This is a genomic window from Agrobacterium sp. SOY23 (genome assembly GCF_027212525.1).
Classification (GTDB): domain Bacteria; phylum Pseudomonadota; class Alphaproteobacteria; order Rhizobiales; family Rhizobiaceae; genus Agrobacterium; species Agrobacterium tumefaciens_I.
In genome coordinates, this window is record NZ_JAPWDT010000008.1 from 119,853 (window position 1) to 139,818 (window position 19,966).

Below are 19,966 nucleotides of genomic sequence, written 5' to 3' on the forward strand. Positions count from 1 at the left end.
AGGGGAATGATAATGAAAAAAATGAAACTCATCTCTGCCGCGATGCTGCTTGCAGCAACCGGCGCCCATGCACAGTCGGCACCCAAAGAAATCACCATCGCGACGGAAGGTGCTTACGAGCCATGGAACTTCACCGGGCCTGACGGCAAGCTCGCCGGCTTCGAAGTTGATCTCGCCAACGACCTCTGCGCCAAAATGAAGGTCAAGTGCACCATTGTTGCCCAGGACTGGGATGGATTGATCCCGTCGCTCAACGCCAAGAAGTTCGACGCGATCATGGCGTCGATGATCGTCACGCCGAAACGACTCGAAGTTATTTCCTTCAGCAAGCCCTATGCGTCCACTGCTGCGACCTTCATGGTGCAGAAGGATGGACCACTGGCAAAGCTGCCGGGAACCGGCACAACGGTCGATCTGAACGGTGACGCCGCTGCCGTCGATGCCGCCCTGAAGCCGGTGCGCGATGCCATCAAGGGCAGCAGCGTCGGAGCCCAGGTCTCGACCGCCAACGTCGCATTCCTCGACAAATATCTGAAGGATGCGGTGACAACCCGCGAATACAAGACGACCGAACAGCACGATCTCGACCTTCAGTCCGGGCGTATCGACGCCGTCGTTGCCCAGAAGACGGCTTTGAGCGCAACGCTCGGGAAAGCCGAATTCAAGGACTACACGCTGGCCGGCCCGACATTTACCGGCGGCGTCTTCGGCCAGGGCATCGGCGTTGGTCTGCGCAAGGACGACGCGGCACTGAAGTCGATGTTCGACACGGCGATCGATGCGGCAAAGGCCGACGGGACGATCGACAGGCTTGCCCAGAAATGGATCAAGACGACCGTCAACTAAGACGGACGATCGTAACCAAGATAAAGGCCCGGCAGGCACCTTGGGAGATTGCCGGGCTGACCGAATGCGCGCCCGCGCCTTGAACGACCGATGGAGAAACCGACGTGACGGCTCTGCTAAATTCACTGGAAGCACGCGATACCGCCTTTGTGCTTCATCCATATACCAATGCCTCGCAACACCTGAAGGATGGCCCGATGGTCATTGCCAAGGGTGAAGGCGTCTATGTCATCGACAATGATGGCAACCGGTACATCGAGGCGCTGGGTGGATTGTTTTGCGCGTCGCTGGGTTTCAGCGAAGCGCGTCTCGTTGACGCTGCCTATCGGCAGATGAAGGAATTGCCCTTCTACCATAGCTTCGGCGGCAAATCGCATGAAACGGCGATTGAACTGGCCGAGCGCCTGATCAAGCTCTCGCCGGTGCCGATGTCGAAGGTGTTTTTCGCCAATTCCGGTTCGGAAGCTAACGACACGGCGATGAAGCTGGTCTGGTATTATCACAATGCGATCGGCAAACCGGAGAAGAAGAAGATCATCTCGCGGCAGAGGGCCTATCACGGCGTCACGATCGCTTCCGCAAGCCTGACGGGCCTTGCCAACAACCACCGCGACTTCGATCTGCCGATAGACCGGATTCTCCACACGGATTGCCCTGAATTTTACCGTTATGGCCATGAAGGGGAAACCGAAGAGGAATTTGCCAGCCGATGTGCCGCATCGCTCGAGCAACTGATCCTCAAGGAAGGTCCGGAAACCATCGGTGGCTTTTTCGCCGAGCCCCTGATGGCATCGGGCGGCTGCATCGTGCCGCCTGCGACCTATTACGAAAAAATCCAGGCCATCCTGTCGCGTTATGACATCCTGCTGGTCGCCGACGAGGTGATCTGCGGTTTTGGTCGGCTGGGTACCATGTTTGGTTCTGAAAGCTTCGGCATGAAGCCTGATATCATCACCATGGCCAAGCAATTGTCGGCGGCCTATCAGCCGATTTCTGCCGTCATGATCAATGGCAGGGTGCACGAGGCGGTGGTAGCCGAAAGCCAGAAGATCGGCACCTTCGGACACGGCTTCACCTATAGTGGCCACCCGGTTGCGACGGCCGTCGCGCTGGAAACGCTGAAGATCTATGAAGAGCGGGACATATTGGGCCACGTCAATTCCGTCATCCCGCTGTTTCAGCGACGGCTGCACGAGCTTCGAGATCACCCGCTGGTTGGTGATGTGCGCGGGCGCGGCATGATCGGTACGCTGGAACTTGTTCGTGACAAGGCGACCAAGGAGGCGTTCAAGCCCACTGATGGTGTTGCGATCTATGCCGGCAAGCGCGCGCAGGCGCACGGCGTCATCACACGCGCGCTCGGCGACAACTTCTCCTTCTGCCCGCCGCTGATCATGACCGAAGCGGAGATCGACGACATGTTCGATCGTTCGACCAAAGCGCTCGACGAAACATATGACTGGGCAAAGACCAGCAATCTCATCTGACGGGGAAAACCATGCGGAACTTTGAACAGCCCGGACGTTCGCTTGTCGTTGCACGCAACGGCATGGCTGCCACCTCTCATCCCCTGGCGACGCTCGCCGCGATTGAAATCCTGAAGGCAGGCGGTGCCGCAATCGACGCGGCGGTCGCAGCCTGTGCCGTTCAATGCGTGGTCGAAGCCGGATCGACGGGTATCGGCGGCGATTGTTTCGCCCTTCTGGCGGCAAACGGCGGCGACAGGATAACAGCCTTCAATGGTTCCGGCCGCACACCGGCGGCGGCCGAGCTCTCCTGGTACAGGCAAAATGGCATTCAGGCGATCGACCGTTCTTCCCCGCATGCCGTGACCATTCCGGGGGCGGTCGATGCCTGGACGCGGCTTGTCGCCGACCATGGGCGCATGTCGATGTCCGAAATCCTGTCGCAGGCGATCGCGCTTGCACGGGGCGGGTACGCCATCACGCCGCGTGTCGCGTCGGACCTTTCGCACCAGAAGGCCATGCTCCTGCGCGAACCTGCAACGCGCCGCACATTCCTTGCAGGCGATGAGGTGCCGCAGGTCGGAGCCGTGCAGTATCAGCCCGAACTCGCCGATACGCTTGAAGCGATCGGCCGACATGGACGCGACGCTTTTTATCGCGGTTCCGTTGCCGAGGAGATGGTTTCTTATCTGCGCGAGAAGGGCGGCCTTCACACGAAAGAGGATTTCGCCGAGGCAGCGGGCGAATATGTGACGCCGATCAGCGCGGAGTATCGCGGCTGGACGGTGCATGAATGCCCGCCGAACGGGCAGGGCATCATCGCCTTGATGATCCTTAAAATTCTGGAACGGCACAGGCCGGCTGGAGACCCGCTTGATGCCGATAATCTGATGCGGGAAGTGGAGGCGACGCGGCTTGCCTATGCTGCCCGTGACCGGTGGCTTGCCGACCCTTCTTCATCGGGTGTGCCTACGGATTTCCTGCTTTCGGATGCGCTCGCCGACGAGTTGGCCTCGAAGATCGATCTCAAGCGCCCGGTCGATGCAAGGACGATAGTCGGTGGGGTTGCCCACTCAGACACGGTCTATATTTCGGTCATCGATAAGGATCGCAATTGCGTGAGCTTTATCAACTCCATCTTCCACCCTTACGGCAGCGGCCTGATGGCCCCCAAATCCGGCGTGCTTTTCCATAATCGCGGCCAGAGCTTCGTTGTGGAGGAGGGGCATCCGAATGCGATCGGCGCTCGCAAGCGGCCGATGCATACGATCATTCCAGGCATGGTGACGAAAGACGGCAGGAGCGTGCTGTCCTTCGGGGTCATGGGTGGCCACTACCAGGCCATGGGCCACGCCCAGTTCCTGTCGAAATTGTTCGATTACGGCATGGACATGCAGGCGGCAATCGAGTTGCCGCGCCTGTTTCCCCTGCCGGGAACCGCGAAGGTGGAGATGGAGGAAAATATTCGCCTCAAGGTCGGCGAGGTCTTCACGGAGCGTGGTTTCAGCGTGCAGCCGCCCAATTGGGCAATTGGCGGCGCGCAGGCAATCTGGATCGATTGGGATAACGGGTCTTTGCTCGGCGCATCCGACCACCGCAAGGATGGTTGCGCGATCGGTTATTGATCGGCGCTGAGCCGCTGGCGCGGCACGCAAGAACAGACGCGGGCGACGAGGAAAAGCGCCTGCCCAACACTCACAGGTCAATTGGAGGAACAGCAATGTCGAATTCGGCTATAGCCGCCCGCAGGGCCGACGCGATTTCGCGTGGTGTCGGCGTTACCACCCAAATCTATGCCGACAAGGCGCAGAACGCTGAAATCTGGGATGTCGAAGGTCGGCGCTACATCGATTTTGCGGCTGGCATCGCCGTCGTCAACACCGGCCACCGGCACCCGAAAGTCATCGCTGCGGTGAAGGATCAGCTCGATCATTTCACCCACACCTGCCATCAGGTCGTGCCTTACGAAAATTACGTGCGTCTGGCCGAGCGCCTTAATCAGGCCGTTCCCGGCAATTTCAGGAAGAAGACGATTTTCGTCACCACCGGTGCCGAGGCGGTGGAAAATGCCGTCAAGATTGCCCGCGCGGCAACCAACCGTTCCGCGGTCATCGCCTTCAGCGGCGCATTCCACGGCCGCACCTTCATGGGTATGACGCTGACCGGCAAGGTCGTTCCGTATAAGGCCGGTTTCGGCGCCATGATGCCCGATGTCTTTCACGTTCCGTTTCCCGTCGAATTGCATGGCCAGACGGTGGAGGCCTCGCTTTCGGTTCTCGACAAGCTGTTCAAGGCGGATGTCGATCCCGGTCGTGTCGCGGCCTTCATCATCGAGCCGGTTCAGGGGGAGGGCGGCTTTTACGAAGTGCCGCGCGCCTTCATGCAGAAGCTGCGCGAAATCGCCGACAAACATGGTATCCTGCTGATTGCCGACGAGGTTCAGACCGGTTTTGCCCGCACGGGCAAGCTTTTTGCCATGGAGCATTTCGGCGTGGTTGCCGATATCACCACCATGGCCAAGGGGCTTGGTGGAGGGTTTCCGATTGCGGCTGTTACCGGTCGCGCCGAGATCATGGATGCGCCGGGGCCGGGTGGTCTGGGTGGAACCTATGGCGGCAACCCGATCGGCGTCGCTGCCGGCAATGCCGTGCTGGATGTGATCGAAGAAGAAGGGTTGAGCGAGCGGGCAACGCAACTCGGCAACCGATTGAAACAGAGACTGCAGTCGCTGACCGACACCGTTCCGCAGATAGCCGATGTTCGCGGCCCGGGTTTCATGAATGCCGTCGAGTTCAATGTTCCCGGCTCGGCAGCGCCCAACCCGGATTTCGCCAACAAGGTGCGCGAGAAGGCACTGGAGAACGGTCTGATCCTGTTGACCTGCGGGGTTTATGGAAACGTCATTCGTTTCCTGGCGCCGATCACCATCGAGGACGGGATTTTCAACGAAGCGCTCGGCATTCTCGAAACGACATTGCGGCAATGTGCTGCGGAGGCCTGACCCATGACCATTTCCGAAAAGCTGCTGTCAAAACTGAAGGACCCGTCGCTTGCAACGGCCAGGGCGCTCATCGGTGACGCGTGGGTCGGTGCCAGTGATGACGGAAAGACCTTCGAGGTGACCAACCCATCCACCGGTGAGGTCATCGCAACGCTGCCAGATATGAGCAGCGCTGAGGCGGCACGAGCCATAGACGCGGCCTATCAGGCCCAGAAACAGTGGGCGAAAAAGACCGGCAAAGAGCGGGCGATGGTGTTGCGCAAGCTCTATGATCTGCTTGTGGCCAACGCCGACGATCTCGCAACGATCCTCACCATGGAAATGGGTAAGCCCTTCGCCGAAGCAAAGGGCGAAATTCTCTCCGGCGCCGCTTATGTCGAATGGTTCGGTGAGGAAGCCAAGCGGGTTTATGGGGATACCATCCCCGGACATCAGCAGGACAAGCGCCTCATCGTCATCAAACAGCCGGTTGGTGTCGTTGCGGCAATCACGCCATGGAATTTTCCGAATTCCATGCTGTGTCGCAAACTTGCCCCCGCAGCGGCGGCTGGCTGCGCCGTGGTGTCGAAGCCGGCGGCGGAAACGCCACTTTCGGCACTGTCGCTTGCCGTGCTTGCCGAACGCGCAGGCCTGCCGGCCGGTGTCTTTAATGTCATCACCTCGCAGGATGCGGTGGCGATCGGCAAGGAATTTACTGCCAACGACAAGGTGCGCAAGCTAACCTTTACCGGTTCGACCAATGTCGGGAAGATATTGATGCGACAGGGGGCCGACCAGGTCATGAAACTGGGGCTGGAACTCGGCGGCAACGCCCCGTTCATCGTTTTCGATGACGCCGATCTGGATGCCGCAGTCGAAGGCGCCATGGTTTCGAAATACCGAAACAACGGTCAGACCTGCATCTGCGCCAACCGGATTTATGTCCAGGCGGGGGTCTACGAGGCATTTGCAGAAAAGCTTGCCGCAAAAGTGTCGGCGCTGAAGGTCGGCGATGGTTTCGCGCCGGACGTCAGTACCGGTCCTCTCATTACCGAGAAGGCCATGGCCAAAGTGGAGGAGCATATTGCCGATGCCCTCGGCAAGGGTGCCTCCGTTTCCGTTGGCGGAAGGCGGGATGTGCTCGGTGGCCTGTTTTTCCAGCCGACAGTTCTAACCGGCGTGAATGCCGGCATGAGGATCGCGCGGGAAGAAACATTTGGTCCCGTCGCCCCGCTCTTCCGTTTTGAAACTGAGGAGGAGGTTATCTCCATGGCGAACAATACGGAATTCGGCCTGGGCTCCTATTTCTATTCCAGAGACCTCTCAAGAGTGTTTCGCGTGGCGGAAGCGTTGGAATACGGAATGGTCGGCATCAATACCGGGTTGATTACGACAGAAGTCGCGCCTTTTGGCGGTGTCAAGCAATCCGGGCAGGGGCGCGAAGGCTCAAGATACGGCCTCGATGATTACACGGAGATTAAATATCTGTGTTTGAGCATATGAGTCTGGATGTCGGTGATGTTTGGTTTGGTACGAAAACTATCAAAAGCAAGGACGACACCGGAAAGGGCAAACGACAAAAATCGTCCTGTTGGCCTTGGCCGTTGAGGCGGGTCCTACAGGTTGTCTAGGGCCACACTACTGGCGCACTCCTTGGCTTAAGAAGCTATTGTTTTCCCGGGGTTTATCCTTTTCAGCTTCCGCCTCTTTAATTTTGGGACTGCCGGTAAGGAACTTCCTGAAGTCGAAACCTTCAGGAAGATTTCCTGCCGGACTGAAAAGGCTCAATCCTTTGGATATCGTCATATCCAGGATCGAGCGAAAGAGCAGGCGCAGTTTTATCTGTGCCATTGCCTCTCGTGGCAGAGGCGTTATCATGACCATGCTGTAGGACGGTGAGCTTTGGGAGGAGTGATACGTGAGACGGATGTGGCCAGACGAATTTGCCTTTCTGCTGGATGATGCGGAAGAGGTTGACCTGCATATTCCATCGGCAGAACATGACGATGGTTCGCCGGGGAAAATGATATCCAGAAAGGCCTTGAAGGCCCGTATCAGCCAGCAGGATTTTGAGAAAATCTGGCCTCTCGCGGAGGCTCGCTATCGGCTGAGCGGCAGGTTTTCAGGCAAGGCGATCACGTTGATCGCCAACAACCCGCACTACCAGAAATGGCATCCCTCCGATGGCGGCAGCGTCGAGAGCGTTTCTGATAGCGGTCAGAAATATACGACGCGCTATGTGGTGGTATATTTTCTTCTGGATGATGTTCGCGAACCTGCCGACGCCTGAAGTCGGCAAGGCCGGTTCCCGCCAATGACATTAAAAGGGCCGCGCAACCCACTTGTTGCGCGGCCCTTTTCTATCTGCTGGTGTGAAGACCCCGCTTATCTCCGATGCGCATCGTTCAGAAGGCGGGCTTTTCCTTCTCCACATTCGCCTTCGTCACAACCGTCAGCGGAATGGGCAGGCGGGCGTCGATCGTCTTGCCGTTCAGCACATCCGCCATGGCGTTGATCGCCAGCAGGCCATCCTCGATCGGGGACTGCACGATGGTGGCGTACATTTCGCCGTTCCGGATAGACTCGAAGGCGTCCTTCTGGCCGTTGATGCCGACAATGGGCGGCGTGGCCTTACCGGGTTTGGCTTCTTTCCAGGCGTCGATGAAGCCGCGCGCCATGGTGTCGTCATTGGCGTAGACGCCGGTGATCTTGTCGCCGAAGCGGGTGATCAGGTCGCGGCTGGCGACGAGCGCCTTCTGCTGGTCGAAATCCGCATTGACGGTATCGAGAACCTCGATCTTGCTGCCGAGCGCCTTCAGCTTGGCGTTGAAGCCGTCGACGCGGCCGATGGTGGTGCCGTTGCCGGCCTGGCCGGCGATGATGACGATGGAACCCTTGCCGTCCAGCGCCTTCTGAAGCGCTTCGGCCGCCATCTCACCTTCGGAATGGACATCCGGGCCGGTGAAGGAGGTGACGAAAGGTTTGGCAGCGTCATTCATCGGCGAGTTGATGAGATTGACGGGAATGCCGGCCGCCTTGGCCTTTGCGAGGCCGGGAATATAGGCCTGCGGATCGAGCGGCCATAAAATGATGCCGGCGGCCTTGCGGGCGATGCAGGTATTGATCTGCTGCACGCCGGTCTGAACGTCGAAATTCTGGCTGAGGCTGAGAACCTCTACCCCGAGTTCCTTGGCCCGCGCATCGATGGCCTTGTTGGCCGGCGTGACATAGGCGTGGGAATCAGCGGCCGTAACGTAACACACCGTCTTGGCCTCGGCGAAACCGGCCGAGGCAATAAGCGCTGCCATACCGGCAAACAGGGTCTTTTTATTCATGATCACAAACTCCTCCTTAAGTGACATGTCTGGTTAAAGGGATTTCAGTATCGGCATTGCCGGGCGCGGCCTTGCGCGCACGGTGCGGTCGAGCACGACCAGCAGGATCAGGATCAGGCCGTTGACGATCTGCTGGACATAGGCGGGTACGGACTGGAACTCCATTGCCGTGGTCAGCGCTGCAATCGTCAGAACCCCGCCGAGCGTGCCAAGCGCTGAACCGCGGCCGCCTTCCAGCCGGGTGCCTCCCACCACCACGGCGGCAATGATAACGACGGTGATTTCCGCACCGAAGACCGGCGAACCCGTATTGGTCGTCAGGCTTTCGAAAACGCCTGCCAGACCGGCCAGCGCGCCCGCGAAAACGAAGCTCAGGAACAGCGTCCTGCCGGATGGTATGCCGCTCGCCTCGGCGGCGATGGGGTTCGATCCGACCGCGAACAGGTTGCGGCCTGAAACGGTGCGCCTCAGCCAGAAATCGAGCAGCACGATGCCGGCCAGAAACAGGGCGCTGCGGGCCGTGAAGAACTCCGCATAGACCTGCGAAAGCGTGACGGCGAAGGTGATATCGGTGCCCGAGACCGGCTGGCTGCCGGTCACCCAATGCGCCAGGGAGCGGAAAATCAGCATGCTGGCGAGCGTCGCCACCAGCGCGTTAATCTTCAACCCGACGGTGAGAATGCCGTTGAAGACACCCGCGGCGACGCCCGTCAGCACGCCAAGCGCGGCCGCCGGCCATATGCCAAGCTCAGCCTGCAGGGAAATCGCCACGATGCCGGAGAGGGCAAAAACCGCACCGACGGAAAGATCGATCTGACCGGCGATAAGCAGCACCGTCAGGCCGATGGCGACGATGCCGATCGACGCGCCGCGATCGAGACCAAGGCTTGCGGTGGTAAGGCTGACGAAGCCGGGCACGGTGAACGCGGCGATGACCAGCGTCGCGCCCAATATGATCGCCACCCGATAGCGCGACAGTGCAGACAATAATCCGTTCATGCCACGGCCTTCCGGCGAAGCGCGACGTCGAGGGCAACCGCGAATGCGATGAGCAGCCCGAGGACGAAGCCCTGAATGGGGGTGGGAACGCCCTGCAGTACCATGACATTGGTCAAGAGCTGGACGAGGATGAGGCCGGCGATGGCGCGCGGCACGGAGCCGAAGCCGCCCATGATCGAGATGCCGCCAACTACGACGGCGGTGATGGCACTGAACTCATAACCTGTTCCGACCAGTGGACGCGCGCTTTGCAGCGTAAGGCCTAGCAGGCCGCCGCTGAGGCCGGACGCCAGCCCGGTGATGACGAAAGCCCCGGCCTTGACCGCCCTGACCGGCACGGTGCTGGCCCGCGCCGCCCGGTAACTGCCGCCGGTGGCGAGTGTCCATCGGCCCCAGATGGTGCTCGACAGGACGAAATGGCCGGCCGCTGCGACGGCGAGAAATACCAGCACGACAAGCGGAATGCCGAGGATGCGGATTTTGACGAAGGCGGCGATGGCAGGATCGGTCCCATAAACGATGACACCGCCGACCGCCGCCTGCACGATGCCGAGAATGATGGTGCCGAGACCGAGGGTGGCGATGATAGGATTGACGCCGACATAACCGATCAGCAATCCGTTGACGAGACCACAGGCGCCGGCGAGTGCGACCGCGACCAGGAAGGCCGGAACGGCGCCGATCTCCGGCTGCAACGCCAGGGACAGGATCGCGCCACAGGCGATGGTCGCCGGTACGGAGAGATCGGCAAGCCCGCCGGTGACGAGAACGAAGGTCATGCCGACAACCACGATGCCGACGATGGCCATGGATGTCAGGATGTTGATGAAATTGCCTGTCGTGAAGAAGACCGGGCTTGAAAGCGAGCCGTATAAGGTCACGAGAAGAATGGCCAGCAGGAGGCCGCCTTTGGCGAACAGGCCGGCCAGCCGCCCGCCGCTATGAAAGCGCGGGGCGACATTCTGTTTTTCGGTGATTGCGGTGATGTCGCTCACGCTGGTTCTTCCCCTGTTGCAAGCGCCATGATGCGCTCCTCCGTCAAGTCTCCACGTGCAATCGGGGCGGAAGCGCGTCCGTCGCGCATGACCACCACCCGGTCGCAGACCCCCATCACTTCAGGCAGTTCGGAGGAGATCATCACCACCGCCATGCCGCCGGCCACGAGTTCGCCGATGATGCGGTGGATTTCCGCCTTGGCGCCGACATCGACGCCGCGTGTCGGTTCATCGAGGATCAGCACCTTCGGCCCCGCCGCCAGCCAGCGTGAAATGATCGCCTTTTGCTGGTTGCCGCCCGAAAGCAGGTTGATCCGCCGCTCCGGATCGGGCGGAACGATGGAAAAATCGCGCGTATATTTCGCCGCCAGCCCGCGATCCCCGCTCATGCCGATGCGGCCGAGGCGGCTTAAGCGCCGCAGCACCGGCAGGCTGATGTTTTCGCGCACGCTCATGGACGGCACGATGCCGTCGCCTTTTCGGTCTTCGGGAACATAGGCTATGCCGGCCTTGACGGCTGCCGCCGGCGAGCCGACGGTAACGGCCTTGCCGTCTATCTCGATGTGACCGGCCGTCAATGGCGCAAAGCCGAAAATCGCCTGGGCGACCTCGGTGCGACCGGCCCCTACCAGGCCGGTCAGCCCAAGGATTTCACCCGATCGAACATCGAAACCGACATCGTGGAATTTGTCGCCGTCGCTCAGTCCCGTGACCTTGAAGGCCACCGGGCCGATCTTCGATGGCGTTTTGGGAAAGACATTGGCAACTTCGCGGCCGACCATGAGGCGGATCATTTCGGCGGCGGTGATGCCGGCGGCCGGTCGGGTTTCGATCATGCTGCCGTCGCGCAGGATGGTCACGTCGTCGGCAATCTCCAGCACTTCCTTCAGCCGATGGCTGATATAGATGATGGCGATGCCCTGGCTCTTCATCTTGCGCAGGATGGAAAACAGCGCTGCAGTCTCGTGTTCGCTCAGGCTGGATGTCGGCTCGTCGAGGACGATGATGCGTGGATCGGCGGAATAGGATTTGGCGATCTCGACGAGTTGCTGCTGGCTGATCGTCAGATCGCCGAGCCGCGCTTTCGGGTCGATTGCCGCTTCCAGTTCCTTCAGAACCGCGGCCGCCTTACGCAGCATGGCCTGCCTGTCGACCAGAAAGTGACGGCGCGGCATGCGGCCGAGATAGATATTTTCCGCAACGGTAAGGTCCGGGACGAGGTTCAGTTCCTGATGTACCATGCGGATGCCGAGTTTCTGGGCGTCGGCCGGCCGGCGCATATGCACCTCCACGCCGGCAATTTCCGTCGTGCCGGTCGTTGGCACGTAGCTGCCACTCAGAATTTTCATCAGCGTCGATTTACCCGCGCCGTTTTCACCGACGACGGCATGAATGCGTCCGTATTCGACCGTGAAATTGACGTTGGACAGCGCCTTCACGCCGGGAAAAATCTTGCTGATCCCCCGCATGCGCAGCGCACTCGCCGTTGCCGCCATGTTCTCCTCCCAGAGCATTCCAAGCTTTGTTACATTAATATAATAGTTATGGCAAGCGGACGCCCGCGTGCCGCCGGAACTTATTTCCGCGCGCCGTTCAGACGGTAGAATCGCGCAGCGTTGCCTCCCAGAACGCCGGCCATCTCGTCATGGGAAATATGGTTCTGCAAAACCGCGCGCAGCGCATTGATGACTTCCGCATAGGAGCCGGCAAGCAGGCAGACCGGCCAGTCGCTGCCGAACATCAGCCGTTTTGCCCCGAACACCGAGACGGCATGTGCGACGAAGGGCGCAAGGTCGTCCGGCGACCAGCTGTCACGGCAGGCCTCGGTGATCATTCCCGACAGTTTGCAGAACACATTGGGATGCTGCGCGACACGGTGCAGGTCATCCGCCCAGCCCTGCGTCATCCCGGTCGCGATAGGCGGCTTCGACAGGTGGTCGATGACGGCGCGGAGGCCAGGTACCGCCTCCAGCGCCTTGGCCACATGGGCAAGATGGCGCGGATAGGTCAGGAAATCGAAAGCGATGTTACGGTCGCGGATCGCGCTGAGACTGGAAAGCGCCGCCGGACGCAGAATATAGGCATCATCATCGATATCCTGGAGCATCGGGCGCAGGCCGACGAATTTTGGATGGTCGACGAGTGCATCCAGCTTGGTGGCAAAGGCCGGGTCTTCCATGTCGAGCCAGCCGACGACACCGGCGATGAAATCTTCGCTGGCGGCCAGATCGAGAAGAAAAGCCGTTTCCGCCTCGGTCGCTGCTGCCTGCACGACGATGGTGCGGTGGACGCCGGCGCGCCGCAGAAGCGGGGTGAGATCGCTCGGCAGATAATCCCGATAGAGCGGCTCGCCCATCGCCGGCGACATCCAGCCGTAATCGCCGCGTGCGATCCGCCAGAAATGCTGATGGGAATCGATGACGGCGGCATCCATGCGCTTGCCCTTCAAATATCGGCCCGGACACGCTGGATCTGCGTGCCAAGCCCTTCGATCCCGAGTTCCACGATATCGCCGGGCTTCAGCCAGCGCTGCGGCGTCATGCCCATGCCGACACCCGGCGGCGTGCCGGTGGAAATGATATCGCCGGGATGCAGGCTCATGAACTGGCTGAGATAGGAGACCAGAAAGGAAACGCCATAGACCATGGTGCGCGTCGATCCGTTCTGCATCGTCTCACCATTGACCTTCAGCCAAAGCCTAAGATTTTGCGGATCGACGATCTCGTCTTTCGTCACCAGCCATGGCCCGACCGGCCCGAACGTGTCGCAGGATTTACCCTTGGTCCATTGCCCGGAACGTTCGGTCTGGAACGACCTTTCGGAGACGTCGTGCAAAACGCAATAACCGGCGACGTGGTCGAGCGCCTCAGCCTCGCTCACATATTTGGTGGTCTTGCCGATGATGACGCCGAGTTCGACTTCCCAGTCGGTTTTGGCCGAATTGCGGGGAATAAGAACATCGTCGTTCGGACCGACAATCGCCGAGGTCGCCTTCATGAAAATGACAGGCTCGGGCGGCACCGCCATGCCGGACTCTTCGGCGTGATCGGCATAATTCAGGCCGATGCAGATGAATTTGCCGGTGCCCGCAACACAGGGGCCGAAACGCGGTGTACCCTCCACCGGTGGCAGCCGGTCGGCGGGAATGGCGGCAAGCTGCGCCAGTTTTTCCGGGGCAAGCGTTTCTCCGGCGATATCCCCGACATGATCTGAGAGATCGCGCAGAATGCCGGTCTCATCGATCAGGCCGGGTCTTTCGGCGCCGGCTGTGCCATATCGGACGAGTTTCATGACATCTCCTGCTTAATGGGCTTACATCGTCGCGCCGATGGACCAGGGAACGAACTCGCTGTCGCCATAACCGAGAAGCTCCGATTTCGTGCGCTCGCCGGAGGCGACGGCCAGTATTCGGGCGAAGATTTCCTCGCCCTTCTGCTGTAAGGTCGTGCCGTCCAGCACGTCACCGCAATTGATGTCCATATCTTCCCCCATCTTGTCGAAGATGTAGGAATTGGAGGCGAGCTTGATCGAGGGGGTGGGCTTGCAGCCGAAAGCGGAGCCCCGCCCGGTGGTGAAGCACAGGATATTGGCCCCGCCCGCCACCTGGCCGGTTGCTGAAACGGGATCGTAACCGGGCGTATCCATGAAGACCAGTCCCTTGGCGTCTACCGGTTCGGCATAGTTGAACACCGCTGTCAGATTGGTCGAGCCGCCCTTCATCGCCGCTCCCAGCGATTTTTCGAGAATGGTCGTCAGGCCGCCCGCCTTGTTGCCGGGAGAGGGATTGTTGTTCATCTCCATATCGTGCCGTCGGGTGTAGTTCTCCCACCAGCGGATGCGTTCGGCCAGCCTCTCGCCCACCTCTGGCCGTTCCGCCCGGCGGATCAAAAGATGCTCCGCGCCATAGATCTCCGGGGTTTCCGAGAGGATTGCGGTGCCGCCTTCGGCGACCAATATATCGGCGGCAATGCCAAGCGCCGGATTGGCCGTGATGCCGGAATAACCGTCTGAGCCACCGCATTGCAGCGCAAGCATCAGTTCCGAAGCGGGGGCGGGAACCCGGCTGACAAGATTGACCATTGGCAGCATCTCGCGGATGGCCGCGACGCCCGCCTCCACCGTCCTGCGCGTGCCGCCGAGTTCCTGAATGGTGAACGTGCGGAAGGTCTCGCTTTCTTTGACGCCGAAAGCATCCATCCAGCGCGGGATCTGAAACGCCTCGCAGCCCAGCCCCACCATCAGCACGCCGCCAATATTCGGGTTCTGCGCCACGCCCCATTGGGTACGCTTCAGCAATTCATAGGCCTCGCCATGAATATCCAGCCCGCATCCGGTGCCGTGAACGAGCGATATGACGCCGTCCACATTCGGGAACTGGCCGAGAATGCCCGAGCGATTGATCTCGTCGGCGATGAAGCGCGAGGCGGTGGCGGAACAGTTCACCGAGGTGAGGACGGCGATGTAATTGCGGGTGCCGAAGCGCCCGCTGGCACGCCGGAAGCCATCGAAGCTGCGTCGCTTTTCCGGCTCGACATAACGCGTGGGCTTTGCTTCCTCACCGCTCGCATAACCGCGTTCGAAGCTCTGCATCGTCACGTTATGTTCGTGGACCCATTGCCCCGGCTCGATATCCTGCGTGGCGAAGCCGATGATCTGGCCATATTTGATGATGGGCGCACGGCTTGCGATTGCCCGCACGGCCATTTTGTGACCCCGCGGAATACGATCACGAACGGCAATCTCCGCCACGGTCTCACCCGGCGCGATCGGTTCTACGGCGACGATGATGTTATCGGTCTCAGTCAGTTGGATGTAGCGAGCCATGATTTCTCTGCATGAAACAGGCGGAAACCGGAAATTCGGTCTTCGCTGTATATTGAAATACTAGTATAATGCAACATGGTCAAGAGGTGCCTGCAAGTGGCGACGCAAGCATTTTCAGTACATGAAGCGGGCGCTACACCTGCATCGGCGGCTTCCTCCAAAGAATCTTGATTTCATATTATATTAGTGTAACGATACGCCAATGCACAGGAGATTGCGATGCGGGCAAGGGATAAACGACGTCTGGGAGCCACGAAGCTTTCCGTAACGGCACTCAGCATGGGCTGCGCGTCGCTTGGCGGGCTTTATACGCCGGTGAGTGCCGCCGATGCGCTGGCGACGCTTCAGGCGGCATGGAATAGCGGCATCCGTTATTTCGATGTGGCACCCATGTATGGGCTCACCCGGGCGGAGCATCTGCTCGGGCAGTTTCTGCGTGAGGAACCGCTGCGCGATGAGGCTGTCGTCAGCACCAAGGTCGGCAGGCTTTTCGCCAACGACCGGCCAGGTCACCGCCTGCCACCGGAGCCGCCGAAAAATCCGCTGGATCCGGGCTGGCAGAATGGGCTGCCGTTTCGCGAAATCTTTGATTACAGCTATGACGGCATCATGCGCAGCTTTGACGACAGCCAGCAGCGCATGGGTACCGATCATCTCGATATTCTCTTTATCCACGACATTGGCGTCCTCACCCACGGTGAAAGAAATGCCGCGCTCTGGCGGCAATTGACGTCGGGCGGTTTCAGGGCACTCTCGGAATTGCGTGAGGCGGGCCTGATCGCCGGCTTCGGGCTCGGCGTCAACGAGGCGGAGGTGATCGCCGCCGCCATGGATGAGGTTCGCCTCGATTGCTGCCTCCTGGCCGGCCGGCACAGCCTGCTTGAACAGGATGCGGTGCCGTTGCTTGATCGCGCCCGGCGGCAGGGCACCGCCATCGTCATTGGCGGGGTCTTCAATTCCGGCATTCTGGCGACGGGCACAGCGGCCAACGCCAAGTTCAACTACAAGGATGCGCCTGCCGAGATCGTCCGGCGCACGGAGGAACTGGCGCGGGTCTGCGCCGCTTTTAACGTGCCGCTGGGGGCGGCGGCGGTGCAGTTCCCGCTGTTTCATCCCGCGGTCGCTTCGGTGCTGGTGGGGGCCAAACATCCCGATAAGCTGTTGCAATCGGTCGGATGGTTCGAGACGGACATACCGGAAGAATTGTGGCAGGCCTTGCAGGAAAACGGCCTGCTGGCGCCGATGCCGGTCTTGACCGAAACATGAGGAGCATCGACGCAGGACTGCCATGACGGGACCGGGCACTTCCAAGAGGATGGCGGTGAAAATCAAAAGCCGCCGGGTTCATCGTGTCTTCTTCCATGCACGGCTTGCTTCGAAATCATGAGGGAGGTTGGTTGCGGGCCAGAAACCGGCTAAAGAAATTTCTGCCGGTGAGTCCGGTTTTTGATGGGAGAATACGGACGTGTCAAAAGAAGAGGCGAATGCCGGCCGTTCCTTGCAGGACAAATCCGATTTGACCGGGTTCCTCAATGGCGTGACGATCACGCGGAATATGCCGCTTCGCGACCAGATCTACCAGCTCGTTCGCCGCGCCATCGTGACCGGCAGGCTTGCGCCCGGTTCACCGGTCAATGAAATAGAGATTGCCGAGCGTCTCGGCACGTCGCGCACGCCGGTACGCGAGGCCGTGAAACGTGTCGAAGATGAGGGGCTGATCGACGTCCGCGCCCAGGCCGGAACCTTCGTCAGACCCATCAGCCGCGGGCAGGTGCAGGAAGCCTATATCATCCGCATAGCGCTGGAGCGGGAAAGCGTTCGCCGTGCGGCGGAAACCATCAGCGCGGATGCGGTGCAGCGCCTGCGCGACATTATCGATCTCCATGCCCTTTCAGTCAAAAGAGGTCGCTTCGAGGATGCGATCGATCACGATGATGCCTTTCACCGGGTCATTGCCGAGGTCAACGGCTATTCCATGCTGTGGCGCGTGGTGGACATTACCAAGGCGCAGATGGATCGTTGCCGCCTTCTGTCGCTGCCTTCGCCGGGAGCAGGTGAAACGACGATCGAGCAACACAGCGCCATTGTTGACGCCCTGGAGGCGCATGACCCGGAAGCGGCCGAAAGGGCGATCAAGGAACATCTGGAGACCTCGCTCAGCAATACGCTGAAACTGCTCGGCAGTATTGAAGCCAGTGGTCTTGCCGGCGTTTGAGGCGGGCCCGGAAGAGGACGGTGCCGTGGTCAATCCATGTGGAAGACCTCGGTCATCTGCGTCCACCATTCTTCCGGCCGACGCGTTGGGAACGGCAATTGCAGAGGCTCGCAGATCGCCCACCATTCCCGCATCCGTTGGCCCTTCGCCATCTCCGCCATATCGGCGGAGAAATCATCTCCCGTATATTCCCAATAGCCGAAGAGCAGGTTCTCCGGTTCTTTCAGAAAAATCGAATAATTTGTGATATTGGCGCGGGTGATGGCCTCCAGTACCTCCGGCCATACATTGGCGTGGAGCCTCTTATATTCCTCGACCGTACCGGGCCTGAGGTTGAGGCAAAATCCCATGCGCGTCATCGGAGGTTCCTCAATAGGTCGTCCGGCCGCCGGAAAGGTCAAAAACCGAGGCGGTGGTGAAGCTGTTTTCGCGGCTCACCAGCCATGCGACCATTGCGGCAGCCTCTTCGACTTCCAGAAAGCGACCACGCGGAATTCGCGTCAGCATGTAATCGATGAATTCCGGCGTCAGCGTTTCGAGAATCCGGGTGCGTGCCGTTGCCGGCGTGATCGCGTTGACGGCAATATCATGTCCGGCAAGTTCCTTGCCGAGCGATTTGGTCAGGCCGATCACGCCAGCCTTGGCTGCGGAATAGGCTGAGAGCTTGGGATTGCCCTCCTTGCCGGCGACCGAAGAAATATTGACGATCCTGCCGTAATTCCTGGCCTTCATGGAAGGGATCACGGTCTTGTTGACATAAAAGGTGCCGTTCAGGTTCACCTCGACGACACGTCGCCATTCCTCAATGTCATAGTCCTCAAGGGTGGCATTGCCCCCGGCAATTCCGGCGGAGTTGACGAGGATCGACACGGGACCGGTCTCGGCTTCGACCTCGGCATGAACGCGTGCAAGGTCGGCAAAATCGGTGACATCAACGACCTTGCCGCTGGCACTTTCCCCAAGCACGCCGCAGGCCTGCTCGATCGCTGCCTCGCTCATATCCCAAAGGCTGACCTTCGCCCCGGATTCGATAAGTCGCCTTGCAATGGCAAGGCCAATTCCCTGTGCGCCGCCGGTCACCACGGCAACCTGTCCGTTGAGATCAATCCTGTTCATGTCATCCTCCACCTGACTGTGAGAGGAACTATTATACTAGTATTTTGAATTTAAAAAGAGGAAATCGCGCTCTCGCTCTGACGTGCGATCAGGGATGGTTTTGCCGGAGGGTGGGCGTGGAAAACTGCCGAGGGCGCGGCCTGACGCAACGTGGCGGCGCAGACAGGTTTCGCTTTATCGAGCAAACGGGGCTTGATCCGGCACCACGGGATGGGCGGTGTCCGGCGTGACTGCGCTTCAGAATCCGTTTGCGGAGAGAAATGCCCTGCTGGCCGCCAGATCGGCAAGAACGCCGCCGGCGTTACGCGGATCGCGCTCCTGCTCGATGGTGATGTAGCCGCCATAGCCAAGTTCCGTCAGGAGGCTGCGGATAGCCGGATAATCGATCGAACCGCGGCCGATCGGGCACATGACGCCCTTGGCGCAGGCGTCGAAGAAGCGGATGTGTTCTCCCGTCACCTCTTCAAAAACCGCGGCGTCGATATCCTTGAAATGAATATAGTCGACACGGCCCCAATAGCGGCGAAGCGTGGCGGCGGGGTCCATTCCGGAATAGGTCATATGGCCGGTATCGAGGCAGAGGCCCGCAAGATCGGCGGGAATATCCTCGATGATCCGTTGCAGCTCGTCTGCAAATTCGATGTAGCCGCCGGCATGCGGATGGATCGTGGCGCGCACGCCATATTTGTCACGCGCGAGCGTTGCGATGGCGCGGATGTTTTCGACCATGCCGTTCCATGCGGCTTCATCGAGGCGCGGCGCGCGGTCTGAATGGCCGGCGGCATAATCGCGTTCGTCATGGCCCCAGTCCATCACTGTCAGGTAGGGGGCAGGAAAACGCTGGCAGGCATGGGTTTCCGGTTTCGGCAGGCGGGTAATCAGTGCGCAGATCTCGTCGGTCTGGCGCAGCAGGTTGTTGCGGTTTTCCGGTGAGACCAGATCATCGAAGATCGTGCCGGCGACGATCTTCAGACCACGCTCGTCCAGCGCCTGCGAAACGCGGCTGAGATCGAGCGGCAGATAGCCGTAGGGACCAAGTTCCAGCCCGCCGAAGCCGGCGGCCTTTGCCTCGTCCAGCACTTTTTCCCAATCGGGCAGATGGGGGTTCTTGACGTCGTCGACGCCCCAGCAGCAGGGAGCGGTGGTGATGGTGATCGGGTTGGTCATGGCGTCCTCGTGGCGCGATCGGT

At 60.1% G+C, this 19,966-nt stretch carries 19 protein-coding genes; 8 read left to right on the forward strand and 11 right to left on the reverse strand.

All coding sequences use genetic code 11. The annotated features are described in order from the left end of the window. Positions 1-6 precede the first annotated feature (6 nt). From O3S81_RS21450 to O3S81_RS21470, 5 genes are all read left to right on the forward strand, one after another. Positions 7-846 carry a lysine/arginine/ornithine ABC transporter substrate-binding protein gene (locus tag O3S81_RS21450; protein WP_269346491.1) on the forward strand — a complete coding sequence of 280 codons (840 nt, stop codon included), beginning with the start codon at positions 7-9 and terminating at the stop codon, positions 844-846. Positions 847-950: 104 nt separating this feature from the next. After that, positions 951-2,333, forward strand: a complete 1,383-nt coding sequence (locus tag O3S81_RS21455) for an aspartate aminotransferase family protein (RefSeq protein WP_269346493.1) — start codon at positions 951-953, stop codon at positions 2,331-2,333. A gap of 11 nt (positions 2,334-2,344) precedes the next feature. After that, positions 2,345-3,937, forward strand: a complete 1,593-nt coding sequence (locus O3S81_RS21460) for a gamma-glutamyltransferase family protein (RefSeq protein WP_269346494.1) — start codon at positions 2,345-2,347, stop codon at positions 3,935-3,937. Between the two features lie 95 nt (positions 3,938-4,032). Then, entirely contained in the window at positions 4,033-5,313 is a 1,281-nt protein-coding gene (locus tag O3S81_RS21465) for a 4-aminobutyrate--2-oxoglutarate transaminase (RefSeq protein ID WP_269346495.1), read from the forward strand. A 3-nt stretch (positions 5,314-5,316) separates the two neighbouring features. After that, positions 5,317-6,795 (forward strand): NAD-dependent succinate-semialdehyde dehydrogenase, encoded by a 1,479-nt coding sequence (locus O3S81_RS21470; protein WP_269346497.1) that lies wholly within the window; start codon positions 5,317-5,319, stop codon positions 6,793-6,795. A gap of 135 nt (positions 6,796-6,930) precedes the next feature. Here O3S81_RS21470 and O3S81_RS21475 read toward each other — a convergent pair whose 3' ends face one another. Further along, the gene (locus O3S81_RS21475) at positions 6,931-7,143 is read right to left on the reverse strand and encodes a hypothetical protein (RefSeq protein ID WP_269346498.1); all 213 of its coding nucleotides are present in this window, start codon (positions 7,141-7,143) and stop codon (positions 6,931-6,933) included. A gap of 76 nt (positions 7,144-7,219) precedes the next feature. On the opposite strand from O3S81_RS21475, the gene O3S81_RS21480 reads away from it, so the two are divergent. Then, the gene (locus tag O3S81_RS21480; protein WP_269346775.1) at positions 7,220-7,582 is read left to right on the forward strand and encodes a hypothetical protein; all 363 of its coding nucleotides are present in this window, start codon (positions 7,220-7,222) and stop codon (positions 7,580-7,582) included. 115 nt (positions 7,583-7,697) lie between these two features. Here O3S81_RS21480 and O3S81_RS21485 read toward each other — a convergent pair whose 3' ends face one another. From O3S81_RS21485 to O3S81_RS21515, 7 genes are all read right to left on the reverse strand, one after another. Beyond that, entirely contained in the window at positions 7,698-8,627 is a 930-nt protein-coding gene (locus O3S81_RS21485) for a sugar ABC transporter substrate-binding protein (RefSeq protein ID WP_269346499.1), read from the reverse strand. Between the two features lie 33 nt (positions 8,628-8,660). Next, the gene (locus O3S81_RS21490) at positions 8,661-9,626 is read right to left on the reverse strand and encodes an ABC transporter permease (RefSeq protein ID WP_269346500.1); all 966 of its coding nucleotides are present in this window, start codon (positions 9,624-9,626) and stop codon (positions 8,661-8,663) included. After that, positions 9,623-10,621 carry an ABC transporter permease gene (locus O3S81_RS21495; protein WP_269346501.1) on the reverse strand — a complete coding sequence of 333 codons (999 nt, stop codon included), beginning with the start codon at positions 10,619-10,621 and terminating at the stop codon, positions 9,623-9,625. Before O3S81_RS21495 ends, O3S81_RS21490 begins: the two co-directional genes overlap by 4 nt. Continuing rightward, positions 10,618-12,117, reverse strand: a complete 1,500-nt coding sequence (locus O3S81_RS21500; RefSeq protein WP_269346502.1) for a sugar ABC transporter ATP-binding protein — start codon at positions 12,115-12,117, stop codon at positions 10,618-10,620. Before O3S81_RS21500 ends, O3S81_RS21495 begins: the two co-directional genes overlap by 4 nt. An 80-nt stretch (positions 12,118-12,197) precedes the next feature. Further along, on the reverse strand, positions 12,198-13,055 hold the full coding sequence (locus O3S81_RS21505) for an amidohydrolase family protein (protein WP_269346503.1): 858 nt from the start codon (positions 13,053-13,055) through the stop codon (positions 12,198-12,200). A gap of 11 nt (positions 13,056-13,066) precedes the next feature. Next, positions 13,067-13,912, reverse strand: coding sequence for a fumarylacetoacetate hydrolase family protein (locus tag O3S81_RS21510; protein ID WP_269346504.1), 846 nt, complete (start codon positions 13,910-13,912; stop codon positions 13,067-13,069). A gap of 21 nt (positions 13,913-13,933) precedes the next feature. Next, on the reverse strand, positions 13,934-15,445 hold the full coding sequence (locus O3S81_RS21515; protein ID WP_269346505.1) for a UxaA family hydrolase: 1,512 nt from the start codon (positions 15,443-15,445) through the stop codon (positions 13,934-13,936). 213 nt (positions 15,446-15,658) lie between these two features. Between O3S81_RS21515 and O3S81_RS21520 the strand changes: the two genes are divergently transcribed. Next, positions 15,659-16,711, forward strand: coding sequence for an aldo/keto reductase (locus O3S81_RS21520; protein ID WP_269346777.1), 1,053 nt, complete (start codon positions 15,659-15,661; stop codon positions 16,709-16,711). Positions 16,712-16,910: 199 nt separating this feature from the next. Then, positions 16,911-17,660, forward strand: a complete 750-nt coding sequence (locus O3S81_RS21525) for a GntR family transcriptional regulator (protein WP_269346506.1) — start codon at positions 16,911-16,913, stop codon at positions 17,658-17,660. Positions 17,661-17,689: 29 nt separating this feature from the next. On the opposite strand, the gene O3S81_RS21530 is transcribed toward O3S81_RS21525, so the two are convergent. The 3 genes from O3S81_RS21530 to O3S81_RS21540 form a co-directional block, all read right to left on the reverse strand. Beyond that, positions 17,690-18,019, reverse strand: coding sequence for an L-rhamnose mutarotase (locus O3S81_RS21530; protein ID WP_269346507.1), 330 nt, complete (start codon positions 18,017-18,019; stop codon positions 17,690-17,692). Positions 18,020-18,029: 10 nt separating this feature from the next. Then, on the reverse strand, positions 18,030-18,776 hold the full coding sequence (locus O3S81_RS21535; protein WP_269346508.1) for an SDR family NAD(P)-dependent oxidoreductase: 747 nt from the start codon (positions 18,774-18,776) through the stop codon (positions 18,030-18,032). A 237-nt stretch (positions 18,777-19,013) separates the two neighbouring features. After that, complete coding sequence (locus O3S81_RS21540) at positions 19,014-19,943, reverse strand: sugar phosphate isomerase/epimerase family protein (RefSeq protein ID WP_269346509.1); 930 nt, start codon at positions 19,941-19,943, stop codon at positions 19,014-19,016. Positions 19,944-19,966: the final 23 nt, after the last annotated feature.